Origin of the sequence: Mycobacterium sp. NPDC050551 (assembly GCF_040674075.1) — a bacterium.
Taxonomy (GTDB): Bacteria; Actinomycetota; Actinomycetes; order Mycobacteriales; family Mycobacteriaceae; genus Mycobacterium.
In genome coordinates this window covers 110,725-123,413 of the sequence record NZ_JBFARC010000005.1, presented here as the reverse complement: position 1 = coordinate 123,413, position 12,689 = coordinate 110,725, and the positions used below count along the sequence as shown (strand labels likewise).

Annotated in this window: 12 protein-coding genes; 7 read left to right on the top strand and 5 right to left on the bottom strand. The window is 69.3% G+C overall.

Annotated elements, in window-relative coordinates:
• Nucleotides 1-34: 34 nt before the first annotated feature.
• Nucleotides 35-514 carry a hypothetical protein gene (locus AB0K11_RS20460; RefSeq protein WP_364980933.1) on the bottom strand — a complete coding sequence of 160 codons (480 nt, stop codon included), beginning with the start codon at nucleotides 512-514 and terminating at the stop codon, nucleotides 35-37.
• Between the two features lie 144 nt (nucleotides 515-658).
• On the opposite strand from AB0K11_RS20460, the gene arc reads away from it, so the two are divergent.
• Nucleotides 659-2,497, top strand: a complete 1,839-nt coding sequence (gene arc, locus AB0K11_RS20455; RefSeq protein WP_364980930.1) for a proteasome ATPase — start codon at nucleotides 659-661, stop codon at nucleotides 2,495-2,497.
• Between the two features lie 63 nt (nucleotides 2,498-2,560).
• Here arc and AB0K11_RS20450 read toward each other — a convergent pair whose 3' ends face one another.
• Together AB0K11_RS20450 and AB0K11_RS20445 are read right to left on the bottom strand one after the other, a co-directional pair.
• Nucleotides 2,561-2,851, bottom strand: coding sequence for a DUF732 domain-containing protein (locus AB0K11_RS20450; protein ID WP_364980927.1), 291 nt, complete (start codon nucleotides 2,849-2,851; stop codon nucleotides 2,561-2,563).
• Between the two features lie 159 nt (nucleotides 2,852-3,010).
• Nucleotides 3,011-4,168 carry a hypothetical protein gene (locus tag AB0K11_RS20445; RefSeq protein WP_364980924.1) on the bottom strand — a complete coding sequence of 386 codons (1,158 nt, stop codon included), beginning with the start codon at nucleotides 4,166-4,168 and terminating at the stop codon, nucleotides 3,011-3,013.
• A 52-nt stretch (nucleotides 4,169-4,220) separates the two neighbouring features.
• Here AB0K11_RS20445 and AB0K11_RS20440 point away from each other — a divergent pair, with 52 nt between their 5' ends.
• The gene (locus tag AB0K11_RS20440) at nucleotides 4,221-5,621 is read left to right on the top strand and encodes a HAMP domain-containing sensor histidine kinase (RefSeq protein ID WP_364980921.1); all 1,401 of its coding nucleotides are present in this window, start codon (nucleotides 4,221-4,223) and stop codon (nucleotides 5,619-5,621) included.
• Here the strand turns inward: AB0K11_RS20440 and AB0K11_RS20435 are convergent.
• Nucleotides 5,582-6,271 carry a response regulator transcription factor gene (locus AB0K11_RS20435; RefSeq protein ID WP_364980917.1) on the bottom strand — a complete coding sequence of 230 codons (690 nt, stop codon included), beginning with the start codon at nucleotides 6,269-6,271 and terminating at the stop codon, nucleotides 5,582-5,584. The genes AB0K11_RS20440 and AB0K11_RS20435 overlap by 40 nt on opposite strands.
• Before the next feature lie 75 nt (nucleotides 6,272-6,346).
• On the opposite strand from AB0K11_RS20435, the gene dop reads away from it, so the two are divergent.
• The 4 genes from dop to prcA all read left to right on the top strand — a co-directional run bounded on the left by dop (nucleotide 6,347) and on the right by prcA (nucleotide 9,786).
• Entirely contained in the window at nucleotides 6,347-7,843 is a 1,497-nt protein-coding gene (gene dop / locus AB0K11_RS20430; protein ID WP_364980914.1) for a depupylase/deamidase Dop, read from the top strand.
• Nucleotides 7,844-7,937: 94 nt separating this feature from the next.
• Nucleotides 7,938-8,132: a ubiquitin-like protein Pup gene (locus AB0K11_RS20425; RefSeq protein WP_264010673.1), complete on the top strand. Its 195-nt coding sequence runs from the start codon at nucleotides 7,938-7,940 to the stop codon at nucleotides 8,130-8,132.
• 68 nt (nucleotides 8,133-8,200) lie between these two features.
• Nucleotides 8,201-9,031 carry a proteasome subunit beta gene (prcB, locus tag AB0K11_RS20420; RefSeq protein WP_364981828.1) on the top strand — a complete coding sequence of 277 codons (831 nt, stop codon included), beginning with the start codon at nucleotides 8,201-8,203 and terminating at the stop codon, nucleotides 9,029-9,031.
• Nucleotides 9,028-9,786 (top strand): proteasome subunit alpha, encoded by a 759-nt coding sequence (gene prcA, locus AB0K11_RS20415; protein WP_364980909.1) that lies wholly within the window; start codon nucleotides 9,028-9,030, stop codon nucleotides 9,784-9,786. The genes prcB and prcA overlap by 4 nt, the downstream gene beginning before the upstream one ends.
• On the opposite strand, the gene AB0K11_RS20410 is transcribed toward prcA, so the two are convergent.
• Nucleotides 9,783-9,953: a hypothetical protein gene (locus tag AB0K11_RS20410; RefSeq protein ID WP_364980906.1), complete on the bottom strand. Its 171-nt coding sequence runs from the start codon at nucleotides 9,951-9,953 to the stop codon at nucleotides 9,783-9,785. The genes prcA and AB0K11_RS20410 overlap by 4 nt on opposite strands.
• 299 nt (nucleotides 9,954-10,252) lie before the next feature.
• Here AB0K11_RS20410 and AB0K11_RS20405 point away from each other — a divergent pair, with 299 nt between their 5' ends.
• Nucleotides 10,253-12,688: an FAD-dependent oxidoreductase gene (locus tag AB0K11_RS20405; RefSeq protein ID WP_364980903.1), complete on the top strand. Its 2,436-nt coding sequence runs from the start codon at nucleotides 10,253-10,255 to the stop codon at nucleotides 12,686-12,688.
• Nucleotide 12,689: the final 1 nt, after the last annotated feature.

The following is a 12,689-nucleotide window of genomic DNA, read 5'->3' as shown; positions in this document are numbered from 1 at the left end:
GCGCTCAGGATGACGGTGCTGATACGGCGGATCGTCAGCCCACCAGGTCGCCGAGGGCGAACAGCGACTGGCTCGACAGCTGCCAGCCGGTGGGGCTCGGGCCGCGCACGAACGACAGCGGCATCGAGCGGACCTGACCGTTGGCCAGCGTCGCGGTGACGTTGGCGGTCGCCAGGTTGCCGTTGAGGTCCGGGTTGGCCACCGTGGCGCTCAGCGGCAGGTAGCCCTTCGCCACGGCGTCGTTGTACTTGATCTCGGCGCCCTTGCCGGTGAACCGGCCGAGGCCCTGGATGTAGGGCGACTTGCCGCGGAAGGAGCCGCCGGAGCCGAGGGCGTTGACCGTCTGCGTGAGCTCGCCGGAGATCTCCGGCGCGGGTGCGGTGGGAACCGGCGCACCGAAGGCGACAGGCGAAGCGGACGAGATCGCAGGGGATGCAATCGAGGTCACACCCACCGCGGCGGCGCCGACAACGGCGGCCGCTGCCATGCCGGTTACGAGGGTTTTCAGGATCACAACTGTCCTTTCGAAGGGTCCAACGCTTTCTTACGTTAACAGTGATGCTGGTGTGTCCCATTGCTACACCGCACACAAAGGCTGAATCGCCGGTAGCGTTGAAGTTGTTACTGCACCAATATTCGGTGCGGGAGGGAGTTCGGTATGAGTGAGTCAGATCGTTCGGAAGCCTTCTCGGACGGTTTCGGGACCCCGATGTCCAGCGATGATGCTGCCGAATTGGAACAGCTGCGCCGAGAGGCCGCCATGCTGCGCGAGCAGCTGGAGAACGCCGTCGGCCCTCAGAGCGGGCTGCGCACCGCGCGTGACGTCCATCAGCTGGAAGCGCGGATCGACTCGCTCGCGGCGCGCAACGCCAAGCTGATGGAAACTCTCAAAGAGGCCCGCCAGCAGTTGCTGGCGCTCCGCGAGGAGGTCGACCGGCTGGGGCAGCCGCCGAGCGGATACGGCGTGCTGCTGGGGACCCACGACGACGACACGGTCGACGTGTTCACCTCCGGCCGCAAGATGCGACTCACGTGCTCACCGAACATCGAGACCGAGGGACTCAAGCAGGGGCAGACGGTCCGCCTGAACGAGGCGCTCACCGTCGTCGAGGCAGGCACGTACGAGTCGGTCGGCGAGATCAGCACGCTGCGCGAGATCCTCTCCGACGGGCACCGGGCGCTGGTCGTTGGTCACGCCGACGAGGAGCGCATCGTGTGGCTGGCCGAGCCGCTGGTGGCCGCCGAGCACCTGCCCGAGGATCCCGACGCCGACACCGACAACGACGACGACAACCGGCCGCGCAAGTTGCGGCCCGGCGACTCGCTGCTGGTCGACACCAAGGCCGGCTACGCCTTCGAGCGCATCCCCAAGGCCGAGGTCGAGGACCTCGTGCTCGAAGAGGTGCCCGACGTCAGCTACAACGACATCGGCGGCCTCGGCCGTCAGATCGAGCAGATCCGCGACGCGGTGGAGCTGCCGTTCCTGCACAAGGAGCTCTACCGCGAGTACTCGCTGCGCCCGCCCAAGGGCGTGCTGCTCTACGGTCCGCCCGGCTGCGGCAAGACGCTGATCGCGAAGGCGGTGGCGAATTCGCTGGCCAAGAAGATGGCCGAGGTGCGCGGCGACGACGCGCGCGAGGCGAAGTCCTACTTCCTCAACATCAAGGGCCCCGAGCTGCTGAACAAGTTCGTCGGCGAGACCGAACGCCACATCCGGCTGATCTTCCAGCGGGCGCGCGAGAAGGCGTCCGAGGGCACCCCGGTGATCGTGTTCTTCGACGAGATGGACTCCATCTTCCGCACCCGCGGCACCGGCGTCAGCTCCGATGTGGAGACCACCGTGGTGCCGCAGCTGCTGTCGGAGATCGACGGCGTCGAGGGGCTGGAGAACGTCATCGTGATCGGCGCCTCCAACCGTGAGGACATGATCGACCCGGCGATCCTGCGGCCCGGCCGCCTGGACGTCAAGATCAAGATCGAGCGGCCGGACGCCGAATCGGCGCAGGACATCTTCAGCAAGTACCTCACCGAGCAGCTGCCGATCAACGACGACGATCTCGCCGAGTTCAGCGGCGACCGTTCGCTGACCATCAAGGCGATGATCGAGAAGGTCGTCGACCGGATGTACGCCGAGATCGACGACAACCGGTTCCTGGAGGTCACCTACGCCAACGGCGACAAGGAAGTCATGTACTTCAAGGACTTCAACTCCGGCGCGATGATCCAGAACGTCGTCGACCGGGCGAAGAAGAACGCGATCAAGTCGGTGCTGGAGACGGGCCAGAAGGGTCTGCGCATCCAGCACCTGCTCGACTCGATCGTCGACGAGTTCGCCGAGAACGAGGATCTGCCGAACACGACGAATCCCGATGACTGGGCCCGTATCTCGGGCAAGAAGGGCGAGCGGATCGTCTACATCCGCACGCTGGTCACCGGCAAGTCGTCGAGCGCTAGCAGGGCCATCGACACGGAGTCCAACCTCGGCCAGTACCTGTAGCCGACGAACACAGCCGGAAGGCCCCCGCAGCGCGCTGCGGGGGCCTTTCGCGTGCGGCGGGAATCAGCAGAGGTGGATGACGGCGGCCTCGTAGATGTAGTTCGCATCCTCGACGGCGATGCTCTCGGCGGTGTTCTCGTAGATCGCCTGCACGGTCGTCTCCTGCGGGACGCCGTGCTGCACGTCGCTGCAGATCTGGTAGCCCATCTCCAGCGCGGCGTCGGTCGGACCCGTGAAGTCGTTGTTGGCCAGATCGCCGAGGTAACTGCCCTCGTCCGCGTGCGCGGGCGACGCGACGGCCAGGGCGAGGGCGAACGCAGCCGCTGCGGCGGCGGGAATGAGGCGCTTGTTCATGATCGTGGCCCTTTCGTGCCTACGCTGCGCTTGTTTGCCGATTCACAGGACACTCGCCGGTGACGCGCAGCATTCGCGCAGTGTAGAGCGCGGCATTCTGATTTCGCAGCGCATTCGTGCAGCCGATCGACGGTTGCCCACATCGATGTGGGCAACGGGTCACGGCGCGCGCGCGGACTCGGTCTCGAGGTAGGCGTCGCGACCGGCGAGGCTGACGGCGACGTCGGCGATCAGGGGATCGAAGAACCGCTCCCGGTAGAGCGGGTCGACACTGGTGCTGACGGTGAAGTACAGCCCGGACAGCACGGACACGAACAGCGACATGTGCACCACGGTCTGCGGCACCGGCAGGGTGATGCCGAACCACGTTCCGGCGCAGGGCGGTTGACCTTCTGCGCAGACCTCCTCCGCGGACCACAGCACGGTCACCTCGTCGGGGACGGCGATCACCCCCAGGGCCAGGAAGAACGCGAACAGGCCCGCGGTGAACAACACCACCTGGATCGCCTGCGCCACCAGCATGACCGCGACGACGTTGACCCGCTCGCCGCGCGACAGCGGCGTCCGCGGCGGCTGGTGCCCCGGCGCGACGGCCAGTGGGGTGCCCGCCAGCAGTTCTGCCGGATTCTGATCCTCGGCCCGTTCCTCCCGCAGGGCCCGCACTTCGTCGCGAATCGTGGTGACCATGAACAGGATCGCCACCAGTGCGAGGAAGGCGATCGTCTGCCACAGCCGCTGCCGCGTCACCCGTGCCGAGAGCTGCCACAGTTCGCCGGTGAAGTACACCACCACCGTCAGCATCAGGAAGGGCAGTGCCCGGCTCATCAAGGTGCCCAGCGCGCCCAGTTGCAGCCACGCGAAGCGGAACGCCCACAGCGCGATCGAGCCGAAGCCGACATAGGTCAGCCAGATCGCGAGCAGCGACAGCAGCAGGAACACCGGCGCCTCGGTCAGCGCCTCCGCCGACCAGCCGTTGACGGCGACCGGCATCACGGCGACGAACGTCGCCATCACCAGCAGTGCCGCCGACCGCCGCCCCGCCAGGCCGAGGCGGGTCACGGTGCGCCGCAGCATGTTCATCACGAACGGCGCCACGATGAGCGCAGCGGCGATGACGCCGAGCCGCAACGCATAGCCGGAATCCGGGTCGTCGCCGGTGAGTTCGGCCGCGGACAGCGTCAGCGCGGTGACGACGCCGAGCGCGGCGACCATCGGGGCGGACCGGTCGATCAGCCTGCGCGAACGCACCCGCCGGGTGAGCACCAACGGCAGCCCACGCTGCAGGAACCACTCGTGCACCTGCCGGTCGTCGGACACAGCGCACCATTGTGCGCGATCGCGGCGGCGCGGGAGCGGTAATGATGGACCGGTGGACACTGCTGCCTCGTCGGACCGCGTCCTGCCGCGGACCCGGTGGGGCATCTCGGCGCGCTCGGCGTTCGTCGCCGCCGCGGTGGTCTTCGTGGCGCTGACGCTGTCGGGCGCCGGACTGGCCGCGGTGCTGCACCGGACCCTGCTGGCCGACGTGGACAGCGCCGCTGCCGAGCGGCTGGCCGAGATCGGCTCGGCGTTGCGCACCGACGGCGTGGACCGACTCGATCCCGGGCTGCTCGCGACCGACGAACGAATCCTCGCGGTGCAGATCCTCACCACCGACGGTGCGGTGGTGCGGCGGTCCGAGGCGGCACCCGACAGCCCGCTGATCCCGATCGGCGAGATCGGTGACGTGGTGCGGATCGGCATGCCCGAGCACGCATCGCCCTTCGGGCCGATCCGGTTCAGCGCGGGCACCTATGACGGGCCGGGCGGCAGGCACACCGTGCTGGTGGGTGAGGGCAGCCACGTCGTCGAGTCGACGGTCCGAGCGGTGATCACCGCGCTCGCCGTCTCGGCGCCCATCGTGATCGCGGTGTCGGCGGCGGCCACCTACCTGCTGGTGCGCCGGTCGATGCGGTCGGTGGAGGCGATCCGCGGCCGGGTCGACGCCATCACCACCTCGGACCTGACCGAGCGGGTGCCGGTCCCGGACAGTCGCGACGAGATCGCCGCGCTGGCGGTGACGATGAACGAGATGCTGTCGCGCATCGAGGCCGGCCACGCCGCCCAGCAGCGGTTCGTCGGCGACGCCTCCCACGAGCTGCGCAGCCCGCTGGCGACCATCGTCTCCGCGCTGGAGGTGGCGGCCGCCCACCCGGACCTGCTCGGCCCGCTCGCCACGGAAACCCTGCTGCCCGAGGCGCACCGGATGCAGGCGCTGATCGAGGACCTGCTGTTGCTGGCCCGGGCCGACGAGCGCGGACTGGTGCTGCGCCGCGAGGACGTCGACCTCGACGACCTCGTCGCAGCGGAGGTCGACGCGGTGGCGGGCCGCGCCGACCCGATGGTGCATGCCGAGCTGGCGCCGGTCCGGTTGCGGGGCGACCGCGCCGCGCTGTCGCGCGTCGTGCGCAACGTGCTCGACAACGCCGCGCGGCATGCGCAGAACCGGGTCGACGTCACCGTGCGCGCCGACGCGGGCACGGCGGTGCTGACGGTCGCCGACGACGGACCGGGCGTGCCACCGCACGAACGGATCCGGGTGTTCGACCGCTTCGTCCGGCTCGACCCGGACCGGGCCCGCACCGGCGGCGGCGCCGGGCTGGGCTTGGCGATCGTCAAGGAGATCGTCACCGCCCACGCGGGCGTGGTGTCGTTCGACGTGCGCCCCGGCGGCGGTTCCCGGCTGACCGTTCAGCTGCCGCTGGCGGCGGCGCCCGAATCGAGCCGGTAGCCGACCCCGCGGATCGTCCTGATGGTGGTGGCGCCGAACGGAACGTCGATCTTGCGGCGTAGATAGCCGACGTAGACCTCCACCACGTTGTCGGGGCCGTCGTAGTTCGCATCCCACACGCTGTGCAGGATCGTGGTCTTGGTCAGCGCCTGGTCGGGGTGGCGCATCAGGAACTCGAGCAGGCCGTACTCGCGCGGGGTCAACGGGATCGGTGTGCGGTCGCGCGTCACCACCCTGCGGACCGGATCGAGGGTCAGCGTGCCCGCGGTCAGCACCTTCGGCCGCTGCACCGCGCTGCGCCGGTTCAGCGCCCGCAGGCGGGCCACCAGCACCGCGAAGGAGAACGGCTTGGTCAGGTAGTCGTCGGCGCCGAGTTCGAACGCGTCGGTCTGGTCGTACTCGCCGTCCTTGGCGGTCAGCATCATCACCGGCGTCCACACGCCGCGGCGCCGCATCCGCCGCAGCACCTCGTAGCCGGACAGCCCGGGCAGCATGATGTCGAGCACCACGACGTCGAATTCGTCCTCGCACGCCCGCCGCAGACCGTCCACGCCATCGGCGGTCTGGACCGTCGTGAAGCCCTCGGCGGCCAGGCCGGCGGCGAGCGTCGCCGCCAGCCGCCGCTCGTCCTCGACGATCAGAACCCGCACGGTCCCAGTATCCCGGCAGCCGGCCCCGCCACCGTCGGTCACCGCCCCGTCGCGGCCGTCGCCTAGGCTGACGGCATGCAACGGATCATCGGAACGGAGGTCGAGTACGGCATCTCCTCGCCGTCTGATCCGACCGCGAATCCGATCCTCACGTCCACGCAGGCGGTGTTGGCCTACGCCGCCGCCGCAGGCATCCAGCGCGCCAAGCGCACCCGGTGGGACTACGAGGTGGAGTCCCCGCTGCGCGACGCCCGCGGATTCGACCTGAGCCGCTCGGCCGGGCCACCGCCGGTGGTCGACGCCGACGAGGTCGGTGCCGCCAACATGATCCTCACCAACGGCGCCCGCCTCTACGTCGACCACGCCCACCCGGAGTACTCGGCGCCCGAGGTGACCGATCCGATGGACGCGGTGATCTGGGACAAGGCCGGTGAGCGGGTGATGGAGGCCGCCGCCCGGCACGTGGCGAGCGTTCCCGGTGCGGCCAGGCTGCAGCTCTACAAGAACAACGTCGACGGCAAGGGCGCGTCCTACGGGTCGCACGAGAACTACCTGATGAGCAGGCAGACGCCGTTCTCGGCGATCATCGCCGGGTTCACGCCGTTCCTGGTGTCGCGGCAGGTGGTCACCGGGTCCGGACGGGTCGGGATCGGCGCGGCGGGCGACGAGCCGGGATTCCAGCTCACCCAGCGCGCCGACTACATCGAGGTCGAGGTCGGCCTGGAAACCACGCTCAAGCGCGGCATCATCAACACCCGCGACGAGCCGCACGCCGACGCCGACAAGTACCGCAGGCTGCACGTGATCATCGGCGACGCGAACCTGGCCGAGACGTCCACCTACCTGAAGGTGGGCACCGCCTCCCTGGTGCTCGACCTGATCGAGGAGGGCGTCGACCTCACCGACCTGGCGCTGGCGAGGCCGGTGCACGCCGTCCACGTGATCAGCCGTGACCCCTCGCTGCGGGCCACCGTGGCGCTGGCCGACGGCCGCGAGCTCACCGCCCTTGCGATGCAACGCATCTACCTCGACCGGGTGGCCAAGATGGTGGACTCGCGCGACCCCGACCCGCGGGCGTCCCATGTGGTGGAGACCTGGGCTGCGGTGCTCGACCTGCTCGAGCGCGACCCGATGGAGTGCGCCGAGATCCTGGACTGGCCGGCCAAGCTCCGGCTGCTGGAGGGCTTCCGCAACCGCGAGAACCTCAGCTGGTCGGCGCCGCGCCTGCACCTGGTCGACCTGCAGTATTCCGACGTGCGGCTCGACAAGGGCCTCTACAACCGGCTGGTGGCCCGCGGGTCGATGAAGCGTCTGGTCACCGAGCAGCAGGTGATCGACGCCGTGGACAACCCGCCGACCGACACCCGCGCGTACTTCCGCGGGGAGTGCCTGCGCCGGTTCGGCGCCGACATCGCCGCGGCCAGCTGGGACTCGGTGATCTTCGACCTCGGCGGCGATTCGCTCGTCAGGATTCCGACTCTCGAGCCGCTGCGGGGCAGCAAGGCCCATGTCGGGGCCCTGCTGGATTCGGTGGACAGCGCCGCCGAACTCGTCGCGCAGCTCACCAACTGATCCGGCTATCCCGGGCAATTGGGACTCCGACCGGTAATGTGAAAGAACCGGTGCGCGGCTTCGTTCACCGAGATGACATGTGCAGGAGGCAGCGATGGCTCAGGAGCAGACCAAGCGCGGTGGTGGTGGCGGTGAGGACGACGACGTCACCGGCAGCACGGCCGCCGGCCAGGAGCGTCGCGAGAAGCTGACCGAGGAGACCGACGACCTGCTGGACGAGATCGACGACGTCCTTGAGGAGAACGCCGAAGACTTCGTGCGTGCGTACGTCCAGAAGGGCGGCCAGTGACCTGGCCGCACGATCACCAGGCCTTCGCCCGATTCGCCCTCCCGACTCCTGGGGCACCCGCCGTACCGGTGGACCTGTCGTCGTTCTCTGACATGCTGCGCCGGCAGGCGCCCCATCTGCTGCCGTTCGGCGGCGGCGCGGAGCACCTCGGTCGGGCCACGGATGCGGTGCCGCACGGCACGACGATCGTCGCGCTGAAGTTCCCCGGCGGCGTGGTGATGGCCGGCGACCGGCGCGCCACCCAGGGCAACATGATCGCCAGTCGTGACGTGCAGAAGGTGTACATCACCGACGACTACACGGCGACGGGGATCGCGGGCACCGCGGCGATCGCGGTGGAGTTCGCCCGGTTGTACGCCGTCGAACTCGAGCACTACGAGAAGATCGAGGGCGTCCCGCTGACGTTCCCCGGCAAGGTCAACCGGTTGGCGACCATGGTGCGCGGCAATCTCGGCGCGGCGCTGCAGGGCTTCATCGCGCTGCCGCTGCTGGCCGGATTCGATCTCGACGATCCCGACCCGCAGGGGGCAGGCCGCATCGTGTCGTTCGACGCTGCCGGTGGCTGGAACATCGAGGAAGAGGGTTACCAGTCCGTCGGTTCCGGCTCACTGTTCGCCAAGTCGGCGATCAAGAAGTTGTACGCGCAGGTGCACGACGCCGATTCGGCGTTGCGCGTGGCCATCGAGGCGCTGTACGACGCCGCGGACGACGACTCGGCCACCGGTGGGCCCGATCTCGTGCGTGGCATCTATCCGACAGCGGTGGTCCTCGGCGCCGAAGGCGCCGAGGAGGTCAGCCAGGAGCACATCGCCACCCTCGCCCGCGAGGTCATCCAGAGTCGTTCCCGCGCCGACACTTTCGGCCCTGATGCGCATGCGCCGCGAGGTACAGATTCGTGAGCTTCCCCTATTTCATCTCGCCCGAACAGGCGATGCGCGAGCGCTCGGAGCTGGCGCGCAAAGGTATCTCCCGGGGCCGCAGCGTGGTCGCGCTGGCCTACGAGGGCGGCGTGCTGTTCGTCGCCGAGAACCCGTCGCGGTCACTGCAGAAGGTCAGCGAGCTCTATGACCGGGTGGGCTTCGCCGCCGTCGGCCGGTTCAACGAGTTCAACACGATGCGCAGCGGCGGGATCCGGTTCGCCGACACGCAGGGCTATGCGTACTCGCGCCGCGACGTGACCGGCCGCCAGCTCGCCAACGTGTACGCCCAGACGCTGGGCACCATCTTCACCGAGCAGGCCAAACCGTACGAGGTGGAGCTGTGCGTCGCGGAGGTGGCGCACTACGGCGAGACCAAGGCGCCGGAGCTCTACCGGATCACCTACGACGGCTCCATCGCGGACGAACCCTATTTCGTGGTGATGGGCGGGACCACCGAGCCGATCCTGACCGCGCTCAACGATTCCTACACGGAGAACGCCGAACTGGGCGACGCCGTGAAGATCGCGGTGGCGGCGCTGAGCGCGGGCGCAGGCGGCAACGGCAGCGAGGCCCGCACGCTCGGGGTGTCGACGCTGGAGGTGGCGATCCTGGATGCGAACCGGCCCCGCCGGGCGTTCCGGCGGATCACCGGTTCGGCGCTGGAGGCGCTGCTGCCCGAGACCCCCCAGGCCGACGCCGGTGGCGCCGAGGCCGAGGACAAGCCGGCGGACTAAGTCACCTCACGGGGGGGCGACGCGGTCCGCCGCGCACTCCGTATCGCCTGAGCTTTCTTGCGGATCTCCACCGACGTCGCGATGGTCCTGGCGGTGCGCTCGAAGAGGTCGGTCAGGTCTCGCGCGTCGTAGTGCAGGCCGGTGGCGCCGCTGCTGTTCACGGTCATGTCTCTCGAATCCGTTGCCGTAGGGCACCGGGTTCGATGTGGTGCGAGCGTGTGGCCGGCTCACTGGGAACTGATCGGCAGCGCGTGGCGTAAACCCAAGTCGTCGCCGCTGCCTTAATCCGGCTGTACCCAGGGTAACCCTCGCGCGAGGTCTGAAACCCATACGCGGTCCGACTCCGAATCCGTGCGTGTCCGAGTTGACGTGAGAGCACGCGAAGACGAGGATGTGTTGCGTATAGAACATCACGTTGCGTGATACGCAACAAATAGTTCACATTCGTCGGGAAAGCGGTTCGTCCATGCCGAAAATCGTCGTGATCGGGGCCGGGATCGTCGGCACCTCGCTGGCCGACGAACTCACCGCGCGCGGGTGCGCCGACGTGACGGTGGTCGACCGCGGACCGCTGTTCGCCACCGGTGGGTCGACGTCGCACGCGCCCGGCCTGGTGTTCCAGACCAACCCGTCCAAGACGATGACGGCCTTCGCCCGCTACACCGTCGAGAAGTTCCGCACCCTCGAACACCCGGGCGGCTGGGCGTTCAACCCGGTCGGCGGACTCGAGATCGCCACGACACCGCAGCGGTGGGCCGACCTGCACCGCAAGGCCGGCTGGGCGCAGGCATGGGGCATCCAGGGCGAACTGGTCACCGCCGACGAATGCCTCACGCTTCACCCGCTGCTCGACAAAGACCGGGTCCTCGGCGGATTCCACACGCCCACCGACGGATTGGCCAAGGCGGTGCGCGCCGCCGAGGCGCAGGCGCGGCGCGCGATGGCACGAGGCGCGACGTTCATGGCCGGCACCGAGGTGCTCGGCATCGTCGACCACGCCGGCCGGGTGACCGGCGTGCGCACCGCCGACGGGGTGCTGCCCGCCGACATCGTCGTCTGCGCCGCGGGATTCTGGGGCGCGCAATTCGCCCGGCAGGTCGGCCTGGTGCTGCCGCTGGTGCCGATGGCCCACCAGTACGCCACGACCGGCCAGGTGGCCCCGCTGGTCGGCCGCAACAGCGAAGCGCTCGAGGCCGGCCTGCCCATCCTGCGTCACCAGGACGCCGACCTGTACTTCCGCGAACACGTCGACCGCATCGGGATCGGGTCCTACGCCCACCGCCCGATGCCGGTGGAGATGGCCGGCCTGTCCGCGGACACCGCCGGCGAGGCCATGCCCTCGATGCTGCCGTTCACCGACGAGGACTTCGCCCCCGCGTGGGCCGAGGCGACCGCACTTCTTCCCGCGCTGGACGACTCGAAGGTCGAGGAGGCGTTCAACGGCATCTTCTCGTTCACCCCGGATGGACTGTCGCTGATGGGCGAGCACCGTGAGCTCAGCGGCTTCTGGGTGGCGGAGGCCGTCTGGGTGACGCATTCGGCCGGGGTGGCGAAGGCGACCGCGGAGTGGATCGTCGACGGCACGCCCTCGATCGACGTCCACGAATGCGACCTGTACCGGTTCGAGGACGTGGCGCGCAGCCCGAAGTTCATCGCGCAGACCAGTTCACAGGCCTTCGTCGAGGTCTACGACGTCATCCACCCGCACCAGTACCGCACGGCCCTGCGGGGGCTGCGCACCAGCCCGTTCCACGCCCGGCACCGCGAACTCGGCGCCTACTTCTACGAGGGCGGCGGCTGGGAGCGTCCGGCCTGGTTCGAGGCCAACGCCGGGCTGGCCGAACGCATCGACGGCCTCGACACCCCGCAGCGCGACGACTGGTCGGCGCAGTTCTGGTCGCCGATCTCGATCGCCGAGGCGCACTGGACCCGGCACCGGGTGGCGATGTACGACATGACGCCGCTGACCCGCTACGAGATCGCCGGACCGGGCGCCGCCGCGTTCCTGCAGCGGATGACCACCAACAACGTCGACAAGAGCGTCGGCTCGGTCACCTACAGCCTGCTGCTCGACCACACCGGGGGCGTCCGCAGCGACCTCACGGTCACCCGGCTCGCCGACACCACCTTCCAGGTGGGCGCCAACTCGCCGCTGGACTTCGACTGGCTGGCACGCCATCTGCCTCCTGACGTGACACTGCGCGACATCACCGGCGGCACCTGCTGCGTCGGCGTGTGGGGGCCGCTGGCCCGCGACCTCGTCCAGCCGCTGTGCCCCGACGACCTCTCCCACGTCGCCTTCCCGTACTTCCGCGCGCGGCACACCCACCTCGACGCGCTGCCGGTGACCATGCTGCGCGTCTCCTACGTCGGCGAGCTGGGCTGGGAGATCTACACCGACGCGCAGTACGGCGCGGCGCTGTGGGACCTGCTCTTCGAGGCCGGCCACGACCACGGCGTCATCGCCGCGGGCCGGATCGCCTTCAACAGCCTGCGCATCGAGAAGGGCTACCGCAGCTGGGGCACCGACGTCACCGCCGAGCACTCTCCCGCGGCCGCCGGGCTCGGGTTCGCCGTCCGGATGGCCAAGGACGACTTCGTCGGCAAAGCGGCGCTCGAGTCCGCGGAACCGCCGCCGAACACGTTGCGCAGCATCGTGTTCGACGACCCGGCGGCAGTGGTGCTCGGGAAGGAGCCGGTGTACGTCGGCGCGGAGTGCGTGGGCTACGTGACCAGTGCGGGATACTCGCCGACCGTCGGCCGCACCATCGCCTACGCCTGGCTGCCCACCGACACCGCAGACGGCGCCGCGGTCTGCGTGGACTACCGCGGAACGCGGCACACCGCTGCCGTCCACTCCGAACCGGTGGTGGACCCCGAGATGGCCCGGATCAGAAGGTAGG

What these genes read in the sequence shown, in the direction of transcription:
- arc (WP_364980930.1), top strand. Translation starts at nt 659, where the DNA reads ATGAGTGAGTCAGATCGTTCGGAAGCCTTCTCGGACGGTTTCGGGACC.
- AB0K11_RS20450 (WP_364980927.1), bottom strand. Translation starts at nt 2,851, where the DNA reads ATGAACAAGCGCCTCATTCCCGCCGCCGCAGCGGCTGCGTTCGCCCTC.
- dop (WP_364980914.1), top strand. Translation starts at nt 6,347, where the DNA reads ATGCAACGGATCATCGGAACGGAGGTCGAGTACGGCATCTCCTCGCCG.
- AB0K11_RS20425 (WP_264010673.1), top strand. Translation starts at nt 7,938, where the DNA reads ATGGCTCAGGAGCAGACCAAGCGCGGTGGTGGTGGCGGTGAGGACGAC.
- AB0K11_RS20410 (WP_364980906.1), bottom strand. Translation starts at nt 9,953, where the DNA reads ATGACCGTGAACAGCAGCGGCGCCACCGGCCTGCACTACGACGCGCGA.
- AB0K11_RS20405 (WP_364980903.1), top strand. Translation starts at nt 10,253, where the DNA reads ATGCCGAAAATCGTCGTGATCGGGGCCGGGATCGTCGGCACCTCGCTG.